The 25,690-nt window shown below is 63.4% G+C and carries 15 protein-coding genes; 4 read left to right on the plus strand and 11 right to left on the minus strand.

Annotated elements, in window-relative coordinates; genetic code table 11:
* Positions 1 to 29: 29 nt before the first annotated feature.
* The 11 genes from I2H31_RS08980 to I2H31_RS09035 all read right to left on the minus strand — a co-directional run bounded on the left by I2H31_RS08980 (position 30) and on the right by I2H31_RS09035 (position 21,506).
* Positions 30 to 494 carry a MaoC/PaaZ C-terminal domain-containing protein gene (locus tag I2H31_RS08980; protein ID WP_196292687.1) on the minus strand — a complete coding sequence of 155 codons (465 nt, stop codon included), beginning with the start codon at positions 492 to 494 and terminating at the stop codon, positions 30 to 32.
* A gap of 32 nt (positions 495 to 526) precedes the next feature.
* Complete coding sequence (locus I2H31_RS08985; protein ID WP_196292688.1) at positions 527 to 1,594, minus strand: Gfo/Idh/MocA family protein; 1,068 nt, start codon at positions 1,592 to 1,594, stop codon at positions 527 to 529.
* Positions 1,587 to 2,828, minus strand: a complete 1,242-nt coding sequence (locus I2H31_RS08990) for an extracellular solute-binding protein (protein ID WP_196292689.1) — start codon at positions 2,826 to 2,828, stop codon at positions 1,587 to 1,589. Before I2H31_RS08990 ends, I2H31_RS08985 begins: the two co-directional genes overlap by 8 nt.
* Positions 2,818 to 5,193, minus strand: coding sequence for a CaiB/BaiF CoA transferase family protein (locus I2H31_RS25120; protein WP_230687615.1), 2,376 nt, complete (start codon positions 5,191 to 5,193; stop codon positions 2,818 to 2,820). The genes I2H31_RS08990 and I2H31_RS25120 overlap by 11 nt, the downstream gene beginning before the upstream one ends.
* Positions 5,194 to 5,341: 148 nt before the next feature.
* Positions 5,342 to 6,502 (minus strand): ABC transporter substrate-binding protein, encoded by a 1,161-nt coding sequence (locus tag I2H31_RS09005; protein ID WP_196292690.1) that lies wholly within the window; start codon positions 6,500 to 6,502, stop codon positions 5,342 to 5,344.
* 70 nt (positions 6,503 to 6,572) lie between these two features.
* Positions 6,573 to 9,887, minus strand: a complete 3,315-nt coding sequence (locus I2H31_RS09010; RefSeq protein WP_230687616.1) for a glycoside hydrolase family 2 TIM barrel-domain containing protein — start codon at positions 9,885 to 9,887, stop codon at positions 6,573 to 6,575.
* A 158-nt stretch (positions 9,888 to 10,045) separates the two neighbouring features.
* The gene (gene galB, locus I2H31_RS09015; protein ID WP_196292692.1) at positions 10,046 to 12,463 is read right to left on the minus strand and encodes a beta-galactosidase GalB; all 2,418 of its coding nucleotides are present in this window, start codon (positions 12,461 to 12,463) and stop codon (positions 10,046 to 10,048) included.
* A gap of 140 nt (positions 12,464 to 12,603) precedes the next feature.
* Positions 12,604 to 13,656: a glycoside hydrolase family protein gene (locus I2H31_RS09020; protein WP_317192205.1), complete on the minus strand. Its 1,053-nt coding sequence runs from the start codon at positions 13,654 to 13,656 to the stop codon at positions 12,604 to 12,606.
* 179 nt (positions 13,657 to 13,835) lie between these two features.
* The gene (locus I2H31_RS09025) at positions 13,836 to 16,598 is read right to left on the minus strand and encodes a family 78 glycoside hydrolase catalytic domain (RefSeq protein ID WP_196292694.1); all 2,763 of its coding nucleotides are present in this window, start codon (positions 16,596 to 16,598) and stop codon (positions 13,836 to 13,838) included.
* A gap of 389 nt (positions 16,599 to 16,987) precedes the next feature.
* Complete coding sequence (locus I2H31_RS09030) at positions 16,988 to 20,596, minus strand: M1 family aminopeptidase (RefSeq protein ID WP_196292695.1); 3,609 nt, start codon at positions 20,594 to 20,596, stop codon at positions 16,988 to 16,990.
* Between the two features lie 4 nt (positions 20,597 to 20,600).
* Entirely contained in the window at positions 20,601 to 21,506 is a 906-nt protein-coding gene (locus I2H31_RS09035) for an ABC transporter ATP-binding protein (protein ID WP_196292904.1), read from the minus strand.
* Between the two features lie 276 nt (positions 21,507 to 21,782).
* On the opposite strand from I2H31_RS09035, the gene I2H31_RS09040 reads away from it, so the two are divergent.
* From I2H31_RS09040 to I2H31_RS09055, 4 genes are all read left to right on the plus strand, one after another.
* A complete protein-coding gene (locus I2H31_RS09040) occupies positions 21,783 to 22,802 on the plus strand; it encodes a sensor histidine kinase (protein ID WP_196292696.1) in 1,020 nt (339 codons plus the stop codon).
* Positions 22,771 to 23,499: a LytR/AlgR family response regulator transcription factor gene (locus I2H31_RS09045; protein ID WP_196292697.1), complete on the plus strand. Its 729-nt coding sequence runs from the start codon at positions 22,771 to 22,773 to the stop codon at positions 23,497 to 23,499. The genes I2H31_RS09040 and I2H31_RS09045 overlap by 32 nt, the downstream gene beginning before the upstream one ends.
* Positions 23,500 to 23,629: 130 nt before the next feature.
* Complete coding sequence (locus tag I2H31_RS09050; protein ID WP_196292698.1) at positions 23,630 to 24,037, plus strand: hypothetical protein; 408 nt, start codon at positions 23,630 to 23,632, stop codon at positions 24,035 to 24,037.
* Positions 24,038 to 24,316: 279 nt separating this feature from the next.
* Positions 24,317 to 25,687, plus strand: coding sequence for a DUF389 domain-containing protein (locus I2H31_RS09055; protein WP_196292699.1), 1,371 nt, complete (start codon positions 24,317 to 24,319; stop codon positions 25,685 to 25,687).
* The last annotated feature ends 3 nt before the right edge of the window (positions 25,688 to 25,690 follow it).

Raw genomic sequence — 25,690 nt, forward strand, 5'->3', positions numbered from 1 at the left:
GTCAATGTGCGGAGCATGAAGACGGAGTTCTATGCTCTGATATCTAAGTTCTGATTCTTGAGCTTCACCACCAGCAGGTGGTCGCAGGCCAGCACCACTTCGCCGTGCTCGTTGATGACTTCCACGTGCTCGGTCACGGTGCCGTAGCCCGGCTTTTTGCCTTCTTCTTTGGCCGAAATCGTGACTTCGGAATGGATGGTGCTGCCGATGAAAACGGGCTTCACGAAGCGCAGCCGGTCGTAGCCCTTGGAGAAGGCTTCGGGGTTGATTTCGGAGGCGGTGAGGCCGATGCCGATGCTGAAAATCATGGTGCCGTGCGCAATGCGCTGGCCAAACGGCTGGGTTTTGCACCACTCCGCGTCGAGGTGGTGGGGGAAGAAGTCGCCGGTGTGTCCGGCGTGCACCACGAAGTCGGTTTCGGTGATGGTGCGGCCGAGGGTCACGCGCTTGTCGCCGATAGTATAGTCTTCGAAAAAGGTCGATTTGAAGTACATGGGAAGTGTAGCTCGGACTCGCAGAGTCCAAGCTACTGTTTGCCGTCGCTCGAAGCATAAGCCGCTTCCACCACGGCCATGGTTTTTATCACGTCTTCCACACTGGTGGGCAGCACGTCGGTTTCCCCGTTTTTGAACCGCATCAGGCTGCCCATTGTGCCCATGAAGGCATCCGGAAACCACGAACCTTCCAGCGCCGTGGTGTGCCAAACCGGCTTTTCGCCCTCGCGCATGAGGCAGTATTCAAACTTGTCGGGCACGCCGTGGGGGTAGTTCATCAGCAGGCCCATACGGGCTTTGATGGCGCCTTTCGTGCCTTCCCACTTAATGAAGCTCTCCTGGTTTTCGGGACCGAAAGAGTGGTCGTGGTTGGTGTTGATGACGGCGTGCGTGGTGTCGCCGTAGTCGAACAGAATGGTGGAGCGTGACGAGGACAGGCTCTTGGCCGGGTGCCGCAGCGTCTTGGCCAGCACGCGGCTGGGCTCACCCAGGAAGCTGCGAATCAAATCGATGTAGTGGATGCTGTGGTACTGAATTTCGAGGCGCGGGTGCACCATCACATGCGGGAATAGCTCCCAGGGCGTTTCCAGCGTCACGCGCACTTCCATATCATACAGCTCGCCGATGAGGCCCTGCCGCAGCATCTCACGGGCGGCGGCCACGTAGGGCGCAAACCGCAGCTGGCAGTTGATGGCGGCCGCCAGGTTTTTGCGGCGGCACACTTCCAGTATTTCCTGGCTTTGCCAGAAGTAGTCACCCATGGGCTTCTGAATCAGCACGCCCGCCCCGTCGGGCAGCAGGTTCAGCATTTCCACAAACTGCTCGGGCATGATGGTGATGTCGTACACGGCATCGGCGGGCGCGTGGGCCACGGCGTCGGCCACCGAGTCGTACACGTGCGGGATGCCCCACGCGGCGGCCAGCTTTTCGGCCCGGGCGCGGGTGCGGTTGGTGATGCCCACCACCTCAAATCCGGCCTTGCGGTAGGCCGGCAAATGCGCGTCGTTCACGATGCCGCCCGCGCCGATGATGACGATGGGCAGCGGCCGTTGTGGCAGCACTGGGAGGTAGGGAATCTCGGTGTTTTCCAGCTTAAACATGGTCGAGCGCGTTAATTTTCTGTTGGCCGATGGCGAGCAATTCAGCTACCGGCGCATTGGTGTTGATGGCCTGCAGCACCACCTCATCGATGATGCTGGCAATCCGGGCCCAGTTGGCTCTGGGCGGCAGGCTCTGGGCCTGCTGATGCAGCATTTCCAGCTTGTGGTAGTAGGGCACGAGGGCGTTGATTTCCGGGTCGTGCCAGGTCGAAAGCCGGCAGCCGATGCCGCCTTTCAGCGTTAGCAGCTTGTCGTTTTCGGGCCGGGTGGCGTAGCGCAGAAAGTCATACGCCACGGCCTTGTGCCGGCTGCCCGCGCCGATGGCGTAGAGCCAGTACACGTTCAGCGAAGCCGACTGCCCGCCCGCGCCGTGCGGAATGCGTGCAATATCAACGTGGCCCCGCACCGGGCAATCCGCGTCCACGTCGCACACGGCCGCAAAGCCAAACCAATTGACCATCAGCGCCGCTTCGCCCCGCGCGAACGCCTGGCCAGCGGCCACCGACTCATACTGCATGGTGTGCGGGTGCACGGCTGCCTGGTCGCGTAGCAACTCACGATAAAAGGCGAGGCCGTCAGCCGCCGCTGCGCTGTCGATGCGGACGTGGCCTTGCGCATCGGCCAGTTGGCCGCCCCGCGTCCAGAGGTGCAGGCAGAAATCGAACACCGTGTTATGGCCATCCGGGAAGCCGGCGGCGACGAAGCCGTACAGGTTGTCGGCGGGCCGCTGGAAAAAGCGCGCCACCGTCTGGAAATCGTCCCAGGTTTCGGGCACTTGCAGCGGCCGGCCGTGCTGCTGCTGGAAGCGGGCTTGCTCCTGCGGGCTATCAAACAGGTCTTTGCGATAGATGAGGCACTCCGGTCCGTCGTGAAACGGCAGGCCCATCACGGCATCAGCAATCCGCTGCATGCCCAGCAACGACGGGCTCCAGCCGGTTGGGAAATCGGCGGGCGGATTTTGCTGAATGTAGGGCGTCAGGTTTTCGAGCGCGCCGGTGCTGGCGGCTTCCGGCAGCCAGTCGGTGTTGATGTGGGCCACGTCCCAGCGGCCGTTTTGCAAGCCCTTGTCGGTGAGTAGGCTGGCGTGCAGCTCGTGCAAATCCATGGGCACCATTTCCGCGGCCAATGGGCAACCGGTTTCCTGGCAGAAGCCCGCCCACAGCTTAGCCATGGCGCTTTCAAACGGGCCAAACTTGCGCACGGCAATCCGGAAAATGGCGGGCTCAGGCGTCATGGCGGGCGGGTTGGAAGGTGGCGATTTCGGCCAGGATGGCGGCGTTGTCCTGGCCCAGTTGGGGCGAGCCGATGGGCGAGGTCAGCAGCTCGCCATCGAAGCGAATGGGGCAGCGCGTGGTGCGGTAGCGGTAGCCGTCGGCCATCGTCACTTCCTGCACCATATCCAGCACCGCGAAACCCTCGTGCGCCAGCAGCCTGTCCCAACTCAGCACGTTGGCACACCAGATATCGGCGGGCTCCAGGATGGCTAGCCAAGCCTCGGTCGTGTCGGTTTTTAGGTGCTCGGCCAGGATGGATTTTATCTCGTCGCGCTGCGTGAACGCCTGCGCGGGCTCCGGGTAGCTCAGCAGCGGCTCGCAGCCCAACAACTGGCCCAACTTGGGTATCGAACCCATGGCCAGGGCCAAAAAGCTGTTGCGGGTCTGGTAGATGCCGTAGGGCGCGCCGAGGTAGGCGTGGGCGTTGTTGTGCTGCGTACGCTGGGGCAGCGCGCCGCCGTCGTTGAAGAAGGTGGTGATGGTTTCGAACTGAAAATCGAAAGCCGATTCCAACATGCTCACCTGCACCAACCCGCCCGCACCGCTGCGGCCGCGCCGCACCAGGCAGGCCAGCAGCCCCTGCGCCAGGTGCGCGCCCGCCAGCATGTCCACAATGGACAGGCCCATGGGCACGGGGCCGGCGTCGGCGTTGCCGCTCAGCCAGGTCAGGCCCGACACCGATTGCAGCAGCAGGTCCTGGCCAGGCTTGTCGCGCCAGGGGCCTTCGGTGCCGTAGCCGGAAATTTCGCCATACACTACGTTGGAATTCTGCGCTTTCACGCTGGCGTAGTCGAAACCGAGACGCTCCATCACGCCGGGGCGGTAGTTGTGCATCACCACGTCGGCGCGCCGGATTAGCTCCCACACCTGGGCTTTGTCGTCCTCATTTTTGAGGTCCACAGCGAAGCTTTCCTTGTTGCGGTTAATGGCATGGAACACCGACGACTCGCCGTTCATAATGACGTTCGAGGTGTAGAGGTGCCGGCAGATATCGCCCGTTTCCGGCCGCTCAATCTTAATCACGCGCGCCCCCAGGTCGGCCAGGCGCAGCGCGGCGGAAGGGCCGGAGAGGAACTGACTGAAATCGACGACCAGCAGGCCGGCGAGGGGCTTGGCCTCCGCGTTAACCTCACCCCCTGATTCGCTTTCCAAAAGAGGGGCGGTACGACTTTCCAATCCTAAACCAAATTCCGCCCGAATAGCCTCGGTATCGTGTCCCGGCGTAGGCGCGGCCTTGTCCGAATACAGCTTCTCGCCATCAATCCGAAGCGGGCAGCGCGTGGTGGCTAATTGCTGACCATCCGTCAAATTCACGAACTGCTTCATGCCCAGCACCTCGAAGCCGGGGCTGCTGGTGGCCTGTTGGTAGTTCAGCACCTCGGCGCACCAGATGCCCAGGGGCTCCAGGGTGGCGAGCCAGGCGGCGGTGGGCTGTTCTCTTAGGGCGGTGGTTAGCCGGGCGGCGATGTCGTCGCGGCCGTCGAACCAGGCACTGGCGGTGGGGTAATCGGCCAGGATGCCCAGGTTCAGCCTGGCGTCCAGCTTGTCGAGGTTGCCCATGGCCAGGGCCAGATGCCCGTCCTGGGTTTGGTAAACGCCGTAGGGCGCGCTCAAGTAGGGGTGAGCGGTGCCGCGCGCCGCGCCGCGCTGGGGCAGTTGGCCGCCGTCGTTGAGGTGGGTGGTCAGCAGCTCAAACTGCATGTCGAGCACCGACTCCAGCAGGCTCACTTCGACCAGCGCGCCCCGGCCGGTGCGCTCGCGCTTAAGCAGCGCGGCCAGCAGCCCCTGCGCGAAGTGCGAGCCGCAGATGATATCGGCCACCGCGATGCCGAAGGGCGTGGGGCCATCGTCCTTGGTGCCCGACAAATACGTGAGGCCCGACATGGACTGAATGAGCAAATCTTGTCCCGGCTTGGTAGCCCAGGGGCCGGTGGGGCCGTAGCCCGTCACCACCCCGTAGATGAGGCGCGGGTTGAGGGCGCGCACGTCGTCGTAGCCGAGGCCAATTTTCTCCATGATGCCCGGCCGAAAATTGTGGGTCATCACGTCGGCGCGGGCCAGCAGCTGCTTCACCTGGGCCAGGTCATCGGGGTTCTTGAGGTCGGCGGCGTAGGATGCCTTGTTGCGGTTGATGGTGTGAAAAACTAGGCTGCTGCCTTCCACAAACAGGTTTTTGATGGCAATCTGCCGGCCGGCCTCGCCGGTGCCCGGTCGCTCGATTTTGATAACGCGCGCGCCTAAGTCGGCCAGCCGCAGGCCCGCCGACGGCGCGGCCAGAAACTGGCTGAACTCGATAACTAAAAGGCCGGATAGGGGAAGGGACATGGATGGTAGCTTGGTTCTGTTTTTTATTCGTCCGTCATGCAGCGCGCAGCGACGCATCTCGCTCGGCTTCGTCTTCACGATTGGATTACTCCCACACGCGAGATGCTTCGCTGCGCGCTGCATGACGATTTTTAGGTTCGCTCATTCCTCACGCCATCGTTCTGGATTTCACATATAGCTCGTTTAGCTGGCGCAGCAGCGCCCGTTCGTCGCCGCCGTTCAGCAGGTACTGGCGCACGGGCTCGCCGGTGTGGTCCTGGAAGAACATGTGGCCGTGGTAGCGCGGGCGTAGGAAAGCGCGCTGCAAAGCCGGCAGAGTGGCAGTGAAGTAGTTGCTGGACTGCGCGTTCACGTGCTCGTCCTGCCAGGCGGTGAGGTGGCCGGGCTGGCCGCCGTTGTCGAAATACAGCGTCTGCTGGCAGGCGGGCGAGGCCACGAATTCGGCGTAGCGCACGGCGGTTTCTACCTGGGTGCATTTGGCTGAGATGGCCAGGCCGGTGCCGCCGAGGGTGCTGCGCAGGCGTGGGCCGCCGGGCGTGAGGCTTACCATGTCGTGGAAGTGCAGCAGGCGGCGGGCGTAGCCGCGGCGAGCGTAGTTGGAGTAGCCGTAGGCGAAGGGGCAGTAGGCCAGGGCGTCGGTGAGCGTCATGGCCTCGTAGGTCTGGATGGGGTTGCGGTGGAAGCAGGCCGGGTCTACCTTGCTGGCGAGCTGGCGGAACAGCCGGAGCACCTGGATGCCAACGGCTTCGCTCACTACTTCGTCTTCGCGCTGGCAGGGGTCTTCGCCCAGCGAGCAGCAGAACATGTAGAAGCTCATCAGCGTGTCGATGGGGATGAGCGAGAAGGCCACCAGGCCGCGGTCGGCCAGGGCCAGCAGGTCGGCGAAAGTTTCGGGGAGGGCGAGGCCGTACTGGGCCAGCAGGTCGGGGCGGCTGGCGGCTACGGGCGTAGCCGCGTCGATGGGCAGCGCCCACTGGTGGCCGTTGAAGCGGTAACTCTCGAAGGAATGCCCCACGGTGTTGGCCTGCTGGTCGGCCATGAAGGCGGCCGGCAGGTGCTCATCCAAGGGCAAGATGGAGCCGGTGCGCGCCGCGAAGCCGGCCCACGGGTGGTCAATCACCAACAGGTCGAACCGCTCGGCCAATTGCTGAATCGACTCATCGGCAAACTGCTGCAACGAGCGTTTCTCCCAAACGATGTGCACGTTGGAATTCAGCTCCGAAAAGCGCTGAGCGGTGGCAGCCATTGGCACGAAGCCGCGGCTGTGGTTCCAGGTGATGCCTTTGAGGTGGATGGGTTCGGTGGGCATTTGGGATGGATTTTCGTGGGTCTTTCCGGTCATGCAGAGCGTAGCATCTCGCCCGCTTCTTTGCAATGGATTACTTCAGCACGCGAGATGCTTCGCTGCGCTCTGCATGACGGTTTGATTGACTATCAAATCGAACGCTCCGCGCCAGCTTGCTCGCGTCCTTTTTGCCGCTTACAGGCAGCAGGTAGAAGCTGTAGCTATAAGGCTTCGCGGGCAGCTGGTACTGGTCGATGGGCGCGGCTTGGGCGTCCCAACTCGTATTGCCGCCGACGCCCATTTGGGCGAGGTCGATGTTGAGGGTGATGAAGCCGGCGTCTTTGAGCTTGTTGGTGTGGCGGGCGGTCTGGATGTTCTGCTCGGTGTGGGGCCAGGCGCTCATGCTCAGGAGGCTGTCGGCCACCACCAGCAGGCCGGTTTTTTGCTGGTCGGCGAGCTGCATCCAGCGCACGTCGGTGCGGTTGGCGTACTCCATGGGCACCACGTAGGAATCGGCAAACTCGCTGAGCGGCTGGGTATAAATACCCGCGTCGAAGCCGTAGCGGCGGTCGATGTAGTTTTCCATCGGCCCCCGACCATAGAAGCTAATATTATCGTAGGCGCGCTTGACGCCCATTTGCATGCCCACGCGCGGGATATTGGGCAAGCCGGCGGCGGGAGCTAAAGCATAAGCTACTTTCAGCGTGCCATCACCGTTCAGGGTATAGGTCACGCGCACGGTGGTTTTGTCCTCGATGAGCGTGTAGGTGCTGGTGAGGCTGGGCTGGCCGGGCTGCGATTTGTCCAGCATCAGGCTTTGCAGCTTAGGCGCGGCCGTGAACCACTCCTTCAGCTTCTTATCGGCTTTCCAGCCGCGGCGGTCGTTGTCGGTGAGCGGGCGGGTGAAATGGGGCAGCAGCGGGGCCGCCAGCTGCTCAGTGCCCTGGTAGCGGTAAGAGGTGAGCGCGCCGGTGGCCTTGGCAATGCTCACCTGGAAGTCCTTGCCACTGAGCACGTAGGCGGCGGGTTCCTCCCGAACGGCCACGGCCGGGGAGGCTTTAGCGGGCTTCGTGGGCTGGGCCAAACCACTCAGGGCAAACTGGTTGCTGGCGACTTCGTGGCCCGCCTCAGCCCAGGCCAGCGCCTGGGGCAACGCGAAGGAAATAGTAGCCAGATACTCCGCCCCAGCCTTCATTTTGGGCAGGTAGGGCTTGAGCGACAGCACCGTGTCGCGTCCGGCGGCCAAACGCAGACGCGGCAGCAGTTTGGTGCTCACCACGCGGCCGTCCTCGCGCACTACCAGGGTCACGGCGTAGTCGGTCAATGACTTGCTGGCGTGGCGGTTTTCGACCTTAATCAGGCCTTGGCCCGCATCCGTCAGCGTGCATTCGGCAGGCTGGTACACGCGCTTGCACTCGTAGATGGCGGCGTGTGGCTTGCCGTCCGAGGCCACGATGCCCTTGATGGTGAAGTCGTCGTAGTATTTCTCCTGAAAGTCGCCCCCGTAGGCGTAGAAGGCGGTGCCGGTCGAGTCCTTTTTCAGCAGGCCCTGGTCCTTGAACTCCCAGATGCAGCCGCCAATCACGCGCTTGGTGGCGCGCCAGCCGTCCCAGAACTCTTTCATGTTGCCGGTGGCGTTGCCCATGGAGTGGGCGTATTCGCAGAAGAAAATGGGCCGGGTGTCGCCGTTTTGCTGGTTGGCCAGCAGCTCGGCCGTAAACAGGCCGGGGTACATGCGGCTCACCATGTCGACGTAGGCCTGGTCACGGGGCGTCTGGATGCGGTAGGCGTGGTTTTTGGGGTAGGCAGGGTCGTTGGGGTCGATGTAGCCGTCGAGGTGCGGGTCGCCCATCGCGGGCTCGTAGTGGATGGGCCGGGTGATGTCGAAATCGTGCAGCCAGGCGGCCATGGCGGCGTGGTTCGGGCCGCGGCCGCTCTCGTTGCCGAGGCTCCAGAAGATGATGCTGGGGTGGTTTTTGTCGCGCAGGGCCATGCGCATGCTGCGCTCCTGGTAGGCGGGCGTCCAGGCCGGGTCGTTGCTGAGTTTGGAGCCCAGGCCGTGGGTTTCGAGGTTGGCTTCGTCGATAACGAGGATGCCGTACTCGTCGCAGAGGTCGTAGAAGTACGGGTCGTTGGGGTAGTGGCTGGTGCGGATGCAATTGAAATTGAACTGCTTGAGTGTGCGCACGTCTTCCCGAATGTCGTCGCGGCTCACGGCCATGCCCTTGGTAGGGTGGTGGTCGTGGCGGTTCACGCCGTAGAGGTAAGTCAGCTTGCCATTAATGAGCAGCTTGCCGTTTTCCTTCGAAAACTCGATGCTGCGGAAGCCCACTTTGCAGCTTTTGGCCTCCAGCACCGCGCCGGTTTTGTCGGTCAGCGTGAGCACCAGCGTGTAGAGGTTGGGGGCCTCGTCGCTCCACTTCAGCGGGTTGCGCACGGTGGTTTCGAGCAGGCCAAACTTGGCATTGTCGAGGCGCGGGTAGGGCTCGTTGATGATGCTTTCGGCGGTGCGCTGCAAGGGCTTTTCCAATACCGCCACGCCCGCTTTATCGAAGAGCTGGGCCTTCACCTGGTAGCCGGCAATGTCGTTGTTGCCGGTCAGGTTTTCGAGGCGCGGGCGGATGCTCAGCACGGCGTCTTTGTACTGTTTGTCCAGCTTGGCCTGCCAGTGAAAGTCGGCGATGCGCAGCTTGGGCTCGGCCAGCAACTGTACCTCGCGGAAGATGCCGCTCAGCCGCCAGTGGTCCTGGTCCTCCAGGTAGCTGCCATCCGACCAGCGCATTACCTGCACCGATACCACGTTCTCGCCCGCCTGCACATACGGCGTCACGTTGAACTCCGACGGCAGGCAGCTGTCCTCGCCATAGCCCAAAAACTTCCCGTTTACCCACACCTTAAACGCCGAGCTGACGCCGCCAAAGTGCAGCGTCACGTTCTGATTCTGCCAGCCGGCCGGCACCGTGAAGCTGCGCTGGTACGAGCCCACGCCGTTGTAGTCTTGCGGCACGTAGGGCGGGTCGACGGGCCGAAACGGGTACTTAGCGCTTTTGTAAATCGGCAGGTCGTAGCCGTCCATCTCCCAGTTTGAGGGCACGGCCAACTGCTTCCAGCCCTTCACGCGGCTCTTGTAGAAGTCACGGGGCGCATCGGCCGGCTTGCTGGCGAAGCTGAAATCCCACAAGCCGTTGAGCAGCTGCACGCGTGAACTGAGGCTGCGGTTGCCGGTCAGCGCGTCTTTTTCAGAGGTGAAAGAGTAGGCTGTGGCCCGCGTCCGGTCGCGGTTGATTTCGGTGAGCTGCGGCACCTGGTAGCCGTCGGCTTCGGGGCCGGGGTAGATGGCGGGGGCGTGCGAAACGTTGGGGAAGAAGTATACGCTGGCTTCCTGGGCGCGCGTAGCAATGGGTAACAAGAAGCCAATCAGAACGATGTAGAGACGCAATACCTTACGTCTTGTCGTTGCTGAATGTGCACCATTATGGTCGTTCTGACGTGACACGCGAAGTGTTGCGTCTTTACAACCATGCAGGCATTCGGGTAAGATATTCTGAGCTAAAAACATGAGGTGGATTAGTTGCTGGTGAGCGTCACGGAAGCCGGTGACAGCCCGTCGGCTGTGGCCTTAATGGTAATGGCTCCCGCCTGTTCCTCAGTCTGAATAATCGTCAGGCACATTCCGTTGTAAGCCTTGCGCTCGGAGGCTTTAAAGGGCTCCATGCTGGCCTGATACCCATTGTCCACGCCCGCCACGAAGCCCGGCCCGCTCACCGTAAACTTCACCAGATTGGCCGCGTCAGGCACTAGGTTGCCCGCCGCATCTAGCACCCGGACTGTTATAAAGGACAAGTCTTTGGCATCGGCCCGTAGCTGGCTCCGGTCGGCGGTTAGCTCGATTTTGGCGGCGGGGCCGGCGGTTTTCACGGTGCTGGTGAGGATGGTTTTGCCAGCTCGGCGCGAGATGGCTTGCAGGGTGCCGGGCGCAAAGGGCACGCGCCACATCACGTGCAGGTCGTCGGCGCCTTTCTTTTTAACTCCCAGCGACTTGCCATTAAGGAAAAGCTCCACCTCGTCGGCCTGGCTGTAGTAGGCCCACACGTCCACGGTTTGGCCGGGGCGCCAGTTCCAGTGGGGCAGCAGGTGCAGCACGGGTTGGGTGGTCCACTCGCTCTGGTAGAGGTAGTAGGCGTCTTTGGGGAAGCCGGCCAGGTCGATGAGGCCGAAGTAGGAACTGCGGGCCGGCCAGGGGTAGGGCAGGGGCTCGCCCAGGTAGTCGAAGCCGCTCCACACGAAGGCCCCGCTGATAAACGGGCTGTTGCGGACGGCCCGCCAGGCGGCCTCGTGGGTGGCGCCCCAGTAGGGCGCAGCGTGGTCGTAGCTGGAGGCGGTGAAGTCGGCGTTGCCGGTGGTGAGCTTGGTTTTGCCGTCCTTGGGCCAGATGCGCAGGCTGTCGGAGGGCAGGTCGTAGTGGCCGCGCGTTTCGTAAGCCGCCGCGATTTCGGTAGCCAAGAATTTCTGGCCGGGGAAGCGCTTGGGCAGCTCAGGGTAATCAGCGTGCTTGTAGTTGAAGCTCAGCACGTCGAGCACGCCGGCCTGGCTGATGAAGTTCTTTTCGGGTACCTGCTCGGTGAGGGCCGAGGTGACGGGCCGCGTGGGGTCGAGGCGCTTCACGGTGGCGGTCAGCTCGCGGGCCAAGCGGGTGCCGGTGCTGTCGAACTGCTCCCGGATTTCGTTGCCGATGCTCCACACAAACACGCTCGGGTGGTTGCGGTCGCGCCGAATCTGGTCTTCCAGGTCGCGCCGGTGCCACTCCTTGAAATCGAGGTGGTAGTCCTGCGAGTTCTTCTTTTTCTGCCACATGTCGAACGCCTCGTCCATTACCAGAAAGCCCATCCGGTCGCACAAGTCCAGCAGTTCCGGTGCGGGCGGGTTGTGCGACATGCGAATGGAGTTGCAGCCCATGGCCCGCAAAATCTGCAGCTGCCGTTGCATGGCGCGCACGTTCACGGCCGCCCCCAGCGCCCCCAGGTCGTGGTGCTGGTTCACGCCCTGAATGCGCAGCGGCTGCCCGTTCAGCAGAAAGCCGCGCTGGCCGTCGAACACGCAGGTGCGCACGCCCAGCGGCGTTTCGTATTCATCCTCAACTGTCTGGCCGGCCAGCACCGTGGTTTTCACTCGGTATAAGTAGGGCTTCGTCACCGACCACAAATGCGGGTTTTTCAGGGTAAGTTTCTGCGAAACAGTAGCCGCCGTGCCGCTCAGCTTCACGCCGCTGGTCAGTTGCCACGCCACTTCCTGGCCGCCGCGGTCCAGCAGCACCGTTTGCAGGCTCACCGTGCGGGGCTGGCCGGTGGCGTTGCGCAGCTGGGTTTGCACGGCCACGGTGGCGGCCTGCGCGCTCACGTTAGGCGTGCTCACGAAGGTGCCCCACTCGTCCACCGCCACCTGGTGGGTGGTCACCAGCCGCACGTTGCGGTAAATGCCCGAGCCGGTGTACCAGCGCGAATCTGGCTGAGCCGAGTTATCGACGCGCACGGCCAGCACGTTGGGCTGGCCGGCGGGACGCAGGTAGGGCGTCAGCTCGTAGCGGAAGGAGATGTAGCCGTTCGGCCGGTAGCCCAGCGAGTGCCCGTTCAGCCACACCTCGCTGTGCTTGTACACGCCGTCGAATTCAATGAATACGTTGCGCCCAGCTGTGGCCGGTAGCACGAACGTCTTGCGGTACCAGCCGATGCCGGTGGGCAGGCCGCCGCCTTCGGGCTTGGCGGGGTTTTTCTCGTCGAATTTGCCCTCAATGCTCCAGTCGTGCGGCAGTGCCAGCGCACGCCAGGCGGCGTCGTTGAAGGCCGCGTCTTTGGCGCCGGCATCGTCGCCGAGGTAGAACCTCCAGCCCTGGTTGAAGTCGGCAGTTACCCGCGCGCCCGGCTGCTCCCCAAAGATGCTTTGGGCGCTGAGTAACAGGAGTAGAAGGAGGGAGAGAAGGCGGAGCATCGGTAGGGAATGTAGAGACGCAACATTTTGCGTCTCGTCGTTGCTGATGTTGTTTAGTATGAGCGGCTTCAAGTGGTTCGGCGCGCTTCCGGTCGTTCAACGACGAGACGCAATATGTTGCGTCGCTACTTCGTGTTGTGTCATTTTTTGGGTTCTTTCGGCCTCTTCACGGGCGGCGCGATGAATGCTACTGTGCTCTTGCCTAAGTCCTTCGACGTGGCCACGGCAATACCGCGTTGGTCGGGCTTGTTGACGGCGCAGTAGTAGTGGTACACAACACCTTTGTATTTCAGCACGAAGGACTTGTGGGCGAACAGCTCGTCGTAAGGCTCGGAGGGCTCCACAAGGTTGGCTCCCGTCCAGTCGGTCCAGTGGGTAAGGTCATAGGAGCAGGCGAAGCGGTTCACGGCGCCCTTCACGCCGGGGTAGAAGGCGCCGAAATAGAACATCGTCCACAAGCCGTTGTCCATCTTTTGCAGGTAGGCGTCGCCCGTAATGCCGGTGTGGTGGTTGAGCACGGGGTTGCGCAGGTACCGCGTCCAGTGCGTCATGTCGTCCGACACGGCCATGCCGATGCGCTCCGCGCCGCGCTTGGCGTTGAGGCTGTCGCCGTTGGCGTTGTAGTACATCACGAACGGGTGCCCGGTGAGCTTGCTTTTATCCCACACCACCGAGCTTTTATAGATGGTGTGGTTTTCCCACCAGCGCACGTCCTGGTCGTCGGGGCGCAGCACGGGTTTGGCCAGGCGCTGCCAGGTGGGCAGGGTGGTCGGGTCCTTATCGGTAGAAGCCAGGCTGATGGACAAAACCCCCTTCTCGTACCCCCGCGAGTTGCCGCCGAAGTACGACAGCCAGTACTTGCCTTGGTAGGGCTGCCACTCGTAGCTGCCGCCCCACTTGGGGTCTTGCAGGGCCACATAGCCGGCTTTTTGGTTGGTGTCCCAATCCGTGGTGTCCGTGAAAGACAGGATTTTGCCTTTCGTTTCCCACTTCAATAAATCCTTGCTGTGCGCCAGCCAGGTTTCGTAGCCGCGCCCGTCGTAGATGATGTAAGTCATCCACCACTGCCCGTTTTTGCGGAACACGCTGGGGCAGTCCATCTTCTTCTTGTTGTCGTCGGTGACGAGCACCAGGCCGTACTTGTAGGGCGTTTTCACCTCCTCGTACACCTGCTGCATCTCAGCGGCGGGCACGGCTGTAGGCTTGGTTTGGGCATGAGCGGAAGTTGGCCAAAGCCCTGCGGTCATGCAGAGCATTCTGCGCATCAAGCAGAGGACGAGGCATCTCGCCCGCACGATTGATTTACTATTCCGAGCGAGATGCCTCGTCCTCTGCTTGATGCGCAGAATGCTCTGCATGACGTTCAGCTTTTTCATATACCCGCAGAAAAATGATAAGTCCCCGAACCGGCCCTGATGCGCGCCCAGCCCTCCGCAAAGCCCAGCGACTGCAGCTCCGCGTGCTTCTCCAGCGGCTGCCCACCTTCCGTGATGCGCGCCGAAGCACTGGCGGGTAGATAAATCGTAGCTGTAGTATTAGCCGGAATGGTGACCGTCAGCTCAAAGCCGCTTGTAGATTTTTTCCAGTCCGTCACAATCAGCCCGTAAGGCGACTGGTGGCTGGCCCGGGCGCTGGTCACGTCGCCCACCGGCTCGGGCTTGATGTCAATCTGGTTGAAGGCCACCGACCCATCAGCCGGCCGAATGCCGCCCAGGCTGCCGTAAAACCACTCCTGCAAATGCCCCAGCATCAGGTGGTTGTTCGATACGGTGGGCAGCGCGGCCCACGACTCGGTGAGGGCCGTGGCGCCGTGGGCCAGCTGGTAGCCGTAGCCGGGCACGTCGGACCGGTTGTTCATCGCAAAAATCACGTCGGAACGGCCCGCGTCTTCCAGCACGCGCAGCAGGTAGCGGTAGCCAATGTCGCCGGCCGTCAGGGAGTTGTCGCGGGTGCGCAGGTCCTGCACGATATTCTCGACCACCGCGGCTTTATCAGCCGGCGCCACCAGGCCCATGTACACGGCCATCGCATTGGCGGTCTGGCTGCCGGTGGCGTACTGCTTGGTTTGGGGGTTGAAAAACTTGGCGTTGAAAGCCGTTTTGACCTCCCCGCCCAGCTTCTCGTAGGCCGTGGCATCGGCGGTTTTGCCCAGCAGCCGGGCAATGCCGGCCATCAGCGTGAGGTCGTAATAGTAAGTAGCCGTGCCGGTTACGCCCAATGGGGTGAGCTGGGAGGTGCCCGGCGGCTTGGGGCCGAGGTCGTACCAGTCGCCCAGGCCTTGCGAGAGAATGTGGCCCTGCGCCTTCGTGCCGAGGTAGGCCACGTAGCGCTGCATCAGGTCGTAGTTCTCGGCCAGCACCTGGCGGTCGCCGTACCACTGGTACACGTACCAGGGCAGGATGATGCTGGCGCTGCCCCACTCCGGCGAGTCGCGGAACATGTCGCCGCCCCACTCAAACTTCACGTATTCGGGCGCGATTTCGGGCACCAAGCCGTCGGCCGTTTGCGAGGCGCGCATGTCGGCAATGGTTTTGCGGCACAGCGTGGCAATGTCGTAGCCGTAGCGCAGCGAAGCGCCCATGAGATGTGTCTGCTCCAGCCAGCCCAGCTTTTCGCGGTGCGGGCAGTCGGTCATCACGCTGGCCAGGTTGCTTTTTACGGCCCAGTCAATCAGCGTATTGGTGCGGTTGAACAGGTCGTTGGAGCACGCGAACGTGCCCACGCTGGCCGCCGCGTTGCGGGTGTGCAGGGCCGTGAGGCGCAGGATTTCGGGCTGGCTCCTCGGGTTGGGCTGGCCTTTGGGCACGCCACCTTCCACCTGTGCGTAGCGGAAGCCGTAGTAAGTAAAGCGGGGCCGCCAGGTTTCTACGCCGCTGCCTTTCAGCACATACGTGAAGTAAAAGCCGCGCCCCGTGTTCTTCTGGGTCACCGTTTTGTCGGCCCCCAGCAGCTCGGCCGGTGTAATGCGCAGCGTGTCGCCCCGCTGGCCCTTCACCTGTAGCTCAACGATGCCCGAGGCGTTTTGGCCAAAGTCGTACACCCACTTGCCGGGCTGGGGCTGGGTCGTGCTTTGGGCCGTGAAGGTATCGAAGGTCTGTAGCGGCTCCTGCTGCTGGGTGAGCAGCTCGGCCGGGCCATCTACGCGGACAACCGGCCGCCAGCTTTTATCCTGAAAAGCAGCCGTGGCCCAGCCAGCGGGCTCCAGGCCCGCGTTGTAGTCCTCGCCGCCATAGATGCTGCTGAAAGTGACCGGCCCGGCCGCGGTGCGCCAGGTGGGGTCGGTCACCACGTCGGCGTGTGAGCCGTCGGCGTAGTCCAAGGCCAGCCGGCAAATTAGCTTCGGGTGCCCAAAAGCCGACTTCAGCTTGCGGTAGCGCTCCTTCACCGGCGGCACGTAGTAGAAGCCGTTGCCGAGCATGACGCCCAGCGCGTTGGGGCCGCTTTTTACCAGGCTCGTCACGTCAAACGTCACGTACTGCGCCTGCTTGTCGTACTTGGTCCAGCCGGGGTCGAGGAAGTGGTTGCCTACTTTCTGGCCATTCAGCACGGCCTCAAACTGCCCCAGGCCGCTGATGAACAGCGTGGCTTTGGTGGGCTTCTTGGCCGTGAACTGCTTCCGCAACAAGGGCAGAATATTATTGTCGCGGTAGGTGTCCTTGGCCCCGTCCACGGGGAGCACGGTCACCCGCTCGGCGGGCAGCTGGTCGTAGGCAATCCACTGGGCGCCTTTCCAGTCGGCGGGCGCAAACAGGCCCGTTTGCCACTCGGCCGGGGCCGACCATTCGGAAGCGCCGCCGTGGTTGTCCCAGGTTCTTACTTTCCAGTAATACGTATGGGCTGGCTGCAACGCCTTGCCCGCGTAGCTCACCTGGATGGATGCGTTGGAAGCAACTTTGCCCGAATCCCAACCGTCGCCCAATCCCTGCCTGAGCTGCTTCGGGCTCTCCGAAACCAGCACCTGGTAGGCCGTCTGCACGGTGTTGCGCTGGCCGGCGCTGATTTCCCAGCTCAGGATGGGCGCGGGGCGCTGCACGCCCAATGGGTGGGCCTGGTACTCGCATTTGAGGTTGAGGACGCGCAGGTTTTGGGTCTGAACCGAAGGCTTCCCCACGGCCCCGATGCCGCCCAGCACCATGGCCCAGCAGCAAAGAGTAAAACGTACAAAACCGGTCCTTCCCATTGCGCCGTGTCTTACAATAACCGGAGAAGGCGGGGACTTGCCTGGCTAGCTGTAAGTGGAATAGTAAATCAGATTATGCCGGTGCAAACAATTTATAATCAATGGATTAATATTGATGGTAAAAGCAGGCCGGCTCTTTACAAATGTAGAGTTTCTGGCCAGCCCCGTGTCCCCCGCTTTGGCAACTTTCTGTAGCATATTAGCATGGCCCAGGGGCCCAGGCAGGCCGCATAGCTGGGCTGGCGGCCGCGTCGAGATGGAAAGTGCGCCCGGCCCGTGGGCCGCCCTGCGGGCGTACTTCCCGCGTTGGTTCTGCCTTGCTTTTGCCCGGGGCTTGGTGGCGCTTATTTCGGCTGCACCATCTTGTAATTATCGGTCGCTTCCCAATCAATCAGCAGCTGGCGCGGGTCGATGCCCGCTTTGGCGGGGCGGGCCGGCACCGTCAGCACAATCGTCTGCTGGCCGGTGCTGATGAGGTGCTTTTTCAAGTAGAGCGGCTTGCCTGTTTCCTTGCCGGCAGCGGGGGCGAAGACGCCGATTTCCACCCATTCCGTCATCGGTCGTTGCGTTTCGGTGCCCACGCTGTCCACCACCAGCTTGCTGGCTTGCAGACCGAGCGTGACCTGCCAGGCGCCGCCTTTGAGCGGCTTGGCGGTGGCGGTTTCCGTGGCCAATTCCCAGAAGGTGTTGGCCTGGAACAGGTCGTGCAGCAACGGTCGGAGCGAGTCGGGCGTGGCCGTTTGCAGCTCCTGGTACAGGTCCAGCGACGTGGCAAAGGGCCGGGTGCCGGGGCGGTGCCTGGCCAGCAGCTGCCGGAGCGCGCCGTTCATCCGGTCGCGGCCCATGTACTGGCTCAAGGCATACAGGGCGAAGGGACCCTTGCGGTAGTTCTGGTAAAAGCCGTCGGCTTGCAGCAGCGGCTTGGCGGCGCGGGTGCGCGGGGTTTCGTTTTCCTCCCGCAGGAAGCTCAGCAGCGCCGGCAGGTATTCCGGGCCGTATTTATCCTCCAGCACGCCCATGGCCGAGTACCAGGCCAGGCTTTCGGTGATGAGGCCGGCGCCCTCCACGTAGGCCTGCTTGAGCTGGTTGCCCCACCACTGGTGGGCCACCTCGTGCGCCACCACGGCCGTCACCAGGTCGAAGCCCCGCTGGTCGGCCGTGGGGTTCATCAGGAAAAAACCTTCCCCCGCCGTGATGTTGATAGGGGAAGCGTGGTTGCCAAAATGATGCCCGGGCTGGGCCACGAAGCGCAACTGCCGGTGCGGGTAGGGCCCGAATTGCCGGGTGTAATAGTCCAGCGCCGCCCGAGTGCTGCTGACCATGCGCGCCGGGTTTTCCGTCATTCCGGGCGGGTAGTAAATCTGAATGGCCACCTCCTGCGCTGCGCCTGCCGACGGATTATGCCACTTGCCTTCCTGCACCGCGTAGTGGGCCGAGAAAAAGGCGTACTCGTTGCGGATGGGCGCGTCGGTGGCGTAGTGGAAATAGCGGCGGCCGGCGGTGGTCCAGGTGCGGCGCAGGGTGCCGGGTGCCACCACCGTCTGGCCGGCATCGGTGCCCACCACGGCCTCGAAGCGGATTTGCTCGGGAAACGGGGCGTAGCGGCGCGCCGCCACGTCGTGGAGCGAATAGGTGGCCGGCCGGGGCGCCAGGCCGTGCGCTTTGCGGGCGCCGGCCTCGTCCAGTTCCCGGTACGGTTGGTAGCCGATGACGGGCAGCCACTCCAGGTTGCGGAAGCTGCTGCCGTTGGCCACCACCTGCACGTCGGCACCGCGGTTGGAAAAGCCCCGCGCCTGGTGCCTTACGTGAAAGCGCAGGCGCAGCGAGTCGCCGGGGCGCAGCGGTCTGGCCAGGGCGAAAATGCGGTAGCCCTGTTCCGCGTCCACCAGCACTGGCCTGGCCGGCTGGTCGAAGGCAAGGGCGGTGGTTTCCACGTCCTCCGTTCCCGTTGCCAGATGCACCGAGTCGATGGCTGCCGGCGTGTTGTTTACCAGCAAGTAGGTGCCCTGTATTTCTGCTTTCTGCTGCCTGGGGTATATTTCTACCCGCAGGTTCACGCCGGTGAGCTGGGGCTGGGGCGCGTGCTGGTAGCGGCGGTAGCGCTGCTCGTAGGCCGCCCGCTGCGCCGCCGAGGCGTTGGTGTAGTCGTGCAGCACGTTGGTGTTATAAAACACAAACCCGCCCAACCCCGCAATGCCCACCGCTGCCACGGCCGCCACCCGCACCAACGAACCCGTGAAGCGCCGGCGCGCCAACTGCAGCCGGGTGGCCACTCCCGCTTCCCGGCCCCGCACCCAGAACAACACCCCCGCCACCGCCAGCAACAGCGCCCACGCCGCCCAGTAGCCCTTGAACCACAGCCACGGCGCCAGCGTCGGCCCGAAGCCAGCCATGTCGGTATACGTCCAGCGCGGGCTGGCGGAAAACACCAGCAGCTTGTGCTCGATGCCCAGCACGGGGGCAAAGACCAGGAACCCGTAAACGGCCAGCACCACCAAGTGGCCAATGAATTTCTGATTCACCAGCACGTGCACCAGCAGGGCCAGCAGGGCAAAAAGCAGGCACTCTACCCACTGCAGTCCGAAGAACGTTTGCAGGTACAGCCCGACTTCCGGAGCCGTGCCACCCAGGAGTACCTGCGCGGTCCCGCCGGCCGCCATTAGCAAGACCAGCCACGCCCCCGCCACCAGGCCCAGCGCCAGAAAGCGGCTCCCGAACAGCACCCATTCCGGCACGGGGGCCGCGTTGGTAATGTCGCTCAAGCCGGCTTCCCGCTCCCGCCACACCAGCTCGCCGGCGTAAAAAACGGTGAGCAGGGTGAGGAGTATCGTGCAAAACTTCGGTTCCGTCAGCGGCGCCGTCAGCAGGTGCAGCACAAAGTCGGTGCGGGGCAGCAAGGGCACGCCGCGGGCCTTCAGGTTGCCGCGGAGGGTGAGCGCGGCCAGCCCGGCCAGCACCGCCAGCAGGGGCAGCCCCGACTTGCTGCGGGCGAGCTGCCAAAACGCGTCCCCGGTGAGCCGGCGCAACTGGCGCAGCTGCGTGGCCACGCCAAACCGCTCCCGGGCCGGTGGGCGCGCGTCTCCCGTGCCCCACTGCGGTTGCTCCCGGGCCACCCGACCCGTTGTGGGCTGTTCGACCGGCTTCGGTTTGGAGCCGGTTTCGGGCAAAACGAAGCGAAAGCGGGCGTACGTAAACGCCAGCAGGCCCAGCGAAACGGCGAGCCAAAAGAGGCGGTTGGCCAGAAAGGAGCCCTCGGGCAACACCAGCCGCGCGTTGCGCTCCAACGGGCTCCACGCGGTCAGGTAATCCATCACCGGGGCAAAGCCCATGGGGTCCACCATGTGCCGCCAGTCCCCGGCCCGCTGCAGCGCGAAGCCCAGCAGGTAGGCCGTTGCCCAGAGGGCCGCGGCGCCCAAGTAGCTGCCCACAGCCCGGCGGCTGAGCGCGGCCACCGAAAACTGTGTGGCCGTCGCAAAAAGGGCGTTGGGCAACAGAATGAAGCCCAAGGTGGCCAGGTAAGCCGCCGGCCGGAGCGGCCCCAGCAGCTCGGCTTCCAGCCCGGAGCCGTACAGGGCCAGCAGCGTGCCCAGCGGCACGGCCAGCACCATAAAGCTGTTGAGAGCCAACGCCGCCAGAAACCGCCCGCCCAGGTAGGCAGCCTTGCTGGCGGTGGCTGGGTAGGTGAGCAAATGCATGCGGGTCTGCACGTCGCGGGCCGCCGCCTCGCCCGCCACGGAGGCCCCGATGACCAGCCAGAAACCGCTGCAAATCACCGCCACCGACGCAATGACGACGGGCGCATTCACCAAAAAGTAGCCGTCGCGCGCATCGGAGGCATAATTGGCCGTCACAATCAGAAACGCGAGGACCAGCAGGGCCCCGAAATAGAGCCAGGTGGTGGCCCGGCGCAGCTGGTAGCGGAATTCAAAGGCAAAAATCGTCTGGAATTTCATCGTGCTATTCCTCCTGGTTTGGCTGCTGATTGGCCGGGGCGAAGCAGCCCGTCATGGCGCTGAAATACACATCCTCCAGGTCCGGCTCCACCGGTTCAAACCTGGGGCCGGGCCGGTCGGGGCTGTGCACGTGCACCAGGGTGCGCCCGCTCAGGAGCTTGGCCGAAATGACGTGGTGCTCCTGCTCCAGGGCCGGCAGGGCCTGTTTGTCGGTCAGCTGGCGCCAGATGCGGCCCCTGAGGGAGGCCACCGCCGCCAGGGGCTGCGCTTCCAGCAGGATGCGGCCCTGGTTGATGATGGCCATGTTGGTGCACAGCTCCGAGACGTCTTCCACGATGTGGGTGGAGAGAATAACCACGCTGTTTTCGCCCAGCTCGCTCAGCAGGTTGAGGAAGCGCACCCGCTCGGCCGGGTCCAGGCCGGCGGTGGGCTCGTCCACTATCAGCAGTTTGGGGTTGCCGAGCAGGGCCACGGCCACGCCAAAGCGCTGCCGCATGCCGCCGGAGTAGCCGCCCAGCTTCTGCTTGCGCTTGTCCCAGAGGTTGGTTTGCCGGAGCAGGGCCTCGGTGGTGGCCCGGCGCTCCGCCCGCTGGGTGAGGCCTTTGAGCACGGCGAAGTAGTCGAGCAGCTCCTCGGCGCTGGCCTTGGGGTACACGCCGAACTCCTGGGGCAGGTAGCCCAGCGTCTGGCGCACGGCGTCTTTTTGGTTTATCACGTCGATATCGCCCAGGAAAACCTGTCCTTCGTCGGGCTCCTGCAGCGTGGCGAGCGTGCGCATGAGGGTGGATTTGCCGGCGCCATTCGGGCCCAGCAGGCCGTACATGCCCGGCGGAACATTCAGCGTCACATTATGCAGGGCTTGCACGCCATTCGCATACTTTTTGGAGATATTGCGGATGGAGAGGCCCAAGGGGTGCGTTCCCATGATATCGGTTTTGCTTCGTGAATTTTTCAGGAGCTGGCTGGAAAGTCCTTTTCTGACCTGCTGAACAGCTTCCTGGTTCAAAGCACCTGCGGCCGGCACGGCTGGCAAAACCCGATATGCTGATGCGCTCAACCACTCTACCAAGCCGGGCTTTGCGGCCGCGAAAGCACTGGCGGACTCCTTTGCCCGTCTCGTAGATTAGCCCTCGCCGCTGGTCGAAACAGCGGCCCGGGCCACCGCCGCAGCGCCCACCTTTGTGCCATGGAGCGCGTCAAAAAAATCTTCTGGCTGATTCACCTGGTCGTCTGGGGCTTGTTCACCTCGCTGGTGGTGTTGCAGCTGAGCGGGGAAACCGATGCCCATTGGCGCAGCACCACGGCCGGATTCCTGGCGACCTGCCTGTACGTCTTCTACACGCATTTCTACCTGCTGACCCGGTACGCCGGCCAGCGAAAAAGCTATTGGCCCCGGCTGGCGGCCCTCGTGCCAACGGGGCCCTTGCCGTTTCTGCTTTTCCACCAAAAGCCGTTCGATTTTGGATATTACCTGATGCACCTCGTTACCACGGTACCCATCTTTCTCTTTCTGAGCGGGCTGGCTCGAGTCACCGAAACGCTGGTGCTCAACACCATCCGGAAAGAGCAGCTGGAAAAACAGGCTGCGGAAACGGAGCTCAATTACCTGAAGTCGCAGATTAACCCGCACTTCCTGTTCAATACCCTCAACAACATCCACACGCTGGTCTACAAGCAGGCCCCGGCCGCCCCGGAGGCCGTCATGCATCTGGCCTCGCTGATGCGCTACATGATTTATGAGTCCAACGCGGCCACGGTGCCCCTGGCGCGGGAGATGGACTATTTGCGGGATTACGTGAGCCTGCAGCAGCTTCGCTACAAGAACAGCCCGGTGGTGGACCTGCAGATAGCGGGCGAGACCGCAGCCTGCCGCATTGCCCCCCTGCTGTTCATTCACCTGCTCGAAAACGCCTACAAGCACAGCCCCGCCCGCCTGGAACCCGGCGACCTAAAGGTGCGGGTAGAGGTAAGCGAAGGTACCCTGGCGTTCAGTGTGCAGAACCCGATGGGGAAAAAGGCGGCTACTGCGCTGGACGAGCCCGGCGGCATCGGGCTGCCCAACATCCGCAAACGGCTGGCGATGCTCTATCCCGGCCAGCACACGCTCGCCATTGAGAACACCGGCGACACCTTTGCGGTCCGTCTCACCATCCACGGCCTTCACGCATTGGCTCATGAAAGAAAAGCTCAGCTGCTGCATCATTGAGGACGAGTACTTGGCCCAGGAAATACTGGAGGAATACATCCGCAAGGTTCCTTTTCTGGAGCTGAAAGGGACGTACATGAGCCCCCTGGAAGCCGCCGCTCCGTTGCAGGCCGACCAGCCCGACCTGCTGTTCCTCGACATTAACATGCCGGACCTGGACGGGCTCAGCTTCATCCCGATGCTGAACCCCAAGCCCCTGATTGTCCTCACCACCGCCTACGACCAGTATGCGCTGAAAGCCTACGACTTGGAGGTGCGCGACTACCTGCTGAAGCCCTTCACGTTCGAGCGGTTCTACAAAGCCGTGCTGCGCCTCTACCAGGAGCAAATCCCGCGCCCGGCCCCCGAAAAAAGGGAGGAGAAAACCGAAGCGAAGCCCGAGCAGGAGTACATCTTTCTGAAAGTGGGCCACCGCATCCAGAAAGTGGCCACGCGCGATATTCTCTTCGTGGAGGGCATGAAAGACTACCTCCGGATTCACACCCGCGAAGAGAAAATCATGACCCTGCTCAGCTTTGCCAAGCTGGAGGAACTGCTGCCATCTCAAGAGTTTGCCCGCGTGCACCGGTCGTTTCTGGTGGCCATCGACAAAATTGACCACATCGAGAAAAACCGAATCCAGATTGCCGACCAACTTATTCCCATCAGCGACACTTATGCCGAAGGGTTTTACAAACTGCTGAGGACGGGGCAGTAAGGGGCCTTTTCTCATCTCGCGGTCTCGTTGGCCCAGGCAGAAGGGGCGGGGCCGCGGCCGCCGGGCGGGGCTGCGGATTGTCCCGAACCGCCGAAGCGCCCGTATAATGAAGCCCTTTCCGTTATTGCTCGTGTCTCAATCCCTTCACTACTTCTCCAACGCCGTGGGCTCGGTCGATTTTGTGCCCCGCGAGTACGTGGCCCTGCACTGGACGGGCGCGCCGCTGAGCAGCCTCGAATTCCGGGCCCTGTACGTGCACGCTCGCAACCTGCTGCGGCGCCACCGCCTGAAGGGCATCTTGGCCGACCACCACGCCATGCCCGAAGCCCCTACCCCCGACGACCGGGAGTGGCTGCTGCGCGAATGGCTGCCCCAAACCCTGGAAGAAACCCCGTTCACCCACTACGCGGTGATTCCCATGCCCGACCCCGCCAACCGCCTGCACACCGACGCCGTGCTGCAGGACCTGCGCCAGCTGGTGACGGTGGGCGTGTTTGATGACGTTGACCAGGCCCGCAACTGGATGCAAGCGGCCTGATTTCGGGCCGTGGGTGCTTCGCCGAGGCTCTGTTTCAGCCGCTTCACCAAGGGCCTTATGCTGAGCGCGCAAAGTCTTTACCAGAAGCGGCGTTCCTGCCCGGCTGAGGCGATGTTGCTCCTTTGCCTCTGGCGCGCGGCAACAGGAAGCCACACGGCCCGTGATTTCTCCAGTTGAGAAAGGGCAAAACAGTCGTTGGTACCAGGAAAGCGTACCTTGCCACGGTTGTGCTGGCCCAGCCGCTTGGGTGGCCGCCCCGCCCACCTCTTGCCGCCGCCCATGAGTGTTCCGCTGTTCCGTTGGCTCCGTCAGCGCTTCGACCTTTCCCATGACATGGCCGACCCGGCCGAAATCATGGCCGATGTGGAAGAGGGCATGGCTTTTCGCGGCACCAACCTGTGGGTGCTCATGTTCGCCATTCTGGTGGCCTCGGTGGGGCTCAACGTGAATTCCACGGCCGTCATCATTGGGGCCATGCTCATTTCGCCGCTCATGGGCCCGATTGTGGGCATCGGGTTCGGAGCAGCCACCGTGGAACTCGACCTCGTGCGGCGCGGGCTGAAAAACTTGTTCATCGCGGCCGGCATCAGCTTGGCAGTTTCAGCGGTGTATTTCCGGCTCACTCCCCTCACCGATGCCGGCTCCGAGCTGCTGGCCCGCACCCAGCCCACCACCTGGGACGTGCTCATTGCCCTGTTTGGCGGCGCGGCCGGCGCCGTGGGCCTCACCCGCCGCGAGCGTGGCAACGCCATTCCGGGCGTGGCCATTGCCACGGCCCTCATGCCCCCGCTGTGCACGGCCGGCTACGGCCTGGCCACGGCGCACTGGGCCTATCTGTTTGGCGCGCTGTACTTGTTTTTCATCAACTGCGTGTTCATCAGCTTGGCCACGTTTCTGGTGGCGCGCATCCTGCCGTTGCCGCACCACACCTTCGTGAGCCGGCAGCGGGCGCGGCGCGTGCAGCTCAGCCTGTGGGCCGTGGCCCTGCTCACGGGCGGGCCCAGCGTGTACCTGGCGTCGCGGATTGTGCAAAGCACGGTGTTTGCGCACAACGCGCAGTTGTTCATCGACGAGCAGTTGGACTTGCCGGGCTCCTACGTCGTCACACGCCGCATCGAGGCCGACCAGCGCCGCATCAACGTGCTGCTGGCCGGACACCGGCTCACGCCCGCGCAGCTGCGGGCGGCCCGCCAGCAACTGCCCGCCTACCACCTCACCCAGGCCAACCTCACCGTGCGCCAGGGCCTCTCGCGCCTCGACTCGACCGATGCCCAAAGCTTGCGCAGCAGCCTGCTGGAAGACGTCCAAAGCCGCAACGAGCAAACCCTGGCCACCTATGACGCCCGCCTTTCCCAACTGCAGCAGGCCCTCACCCAGGCCGACAACCCCGCCCTCACCGGCCTGCCCGCCGCCCCGGCACTGCTGCGCGAAGTGCAGGCCGAGCACCCCACCGTGCGCCAGCTCGGCCTGAGCCGCCTCGTGGAGCCCGCCGCCGACTCGCTCCGCGCCGACACCACCGTGGTGGTGGCCATCCGCACCATTCGCCCGCTGCCCGCCGCCGAGCAGCAGCGCCTGCGCCAGTGGCTAAACGCCCGCGCCGGCGGCAAGCGCACCGTACAGTTGCTGCTGGAGGTGCCGCCCAAGCGGTAGGAG

Origin of the sequence: Hymenobacter ruricola (assembly GCF_015694525.1) — a bacterium.
In the GTDB taxonomy this organism is placed as follows: domain Bacteria; phylum Bacteroidota; class Bacteroidia; order Cytophagales; family Hymenobacteraceae; genus Hymenobacter; species Hymenobacter ruricola.

What these genes read in the sequence shown, in the direction of transcription:
- I2H31_RS09030 (WP_196292695.1), bottom strand. Translation starts at nt 20,596, where the DNA reads ATGAAATTCCAGACGATTTTTGCCTTTGAATTCCGCTACCAGCTGCGC.
- I2H31_RS08990 (WP_196292689.1), bottom strand. Translation starts at nt 2,828, where the DNA reads ATGACGCCTGAGCCCGCCATTTTCCGGATTGCCGTGCGCAAGTTTGGC.
- I2H31_RS09055 (WP_196292699.1), top strand. Translation starts at nt 24,317, where the DNA reads ATGAGTGTTCCGCTGTTCCGTTGGCTCCGTCAGCGCTTCGACCTTTCC.
- I2H31_RS08980 (WP_196292687.1), bottom strand. Translation starts at nt 494, where the DNA reads ATGTACTTCAAATCGACCTTTTTCGAAGACTATACTATCGGCGACAAG.
- galB (WP_196292692.1), bottom strand. Translation starts at nt 12,463, where the DNA reads ATGCTCCGCCTTCTCTCCCTCCTTCTACTCCTGTTACTCAGCGCCCAA.
- I2H31_RS09025 (WP_196292694.1), bottom strand. Translation starts at nt 16,598, where the DNA reads ATGGTGCTGGGCGGCATCGGGGCCGTGGGGAAGCCTTCGGTTCAGACC.
- I2H31_RS09045 (WP_196292697.1), top strand. Translation starts at nt 22,771, where the DNA reads ATGAAAGAAAAGCTCAGCTGCTGCATCATTGAGGACGAGTACTTGGCC.
- I2H31_RS09005 (WP_196292690.1), bottom strand. Translation starts at nt 6,502, where the DNA reads ATGCCCACCGAACCCATCCACCTCAAAGGCATCACCTGGAACCACAGC.
- I2H31_RS09040 (WP_196292696.1), top strand. Translation starts at nt 21,783, where the DNA reads ATGGAGCGCGTCAAAAAAATCTTCTGGCTGATTCACCTGGTCGTCTGG.
- I2H31_RS08985 (WP_196292688.1), bottom strand. Translation starts at nt 1,594, where the DNA reads ATGTTTAAGCTGGAAAACACCGAGATTCCCTACCTCCCAGTGCTGCCA.
- I2H31_RS25120 (WP_230687615.1), bottom strand. Translation starts at nt 5,193, where the DNA reads ATGTCCCTTCCCCTATCCGGCCTTTTAGTTATCGAGTTCAGCCAGTTT.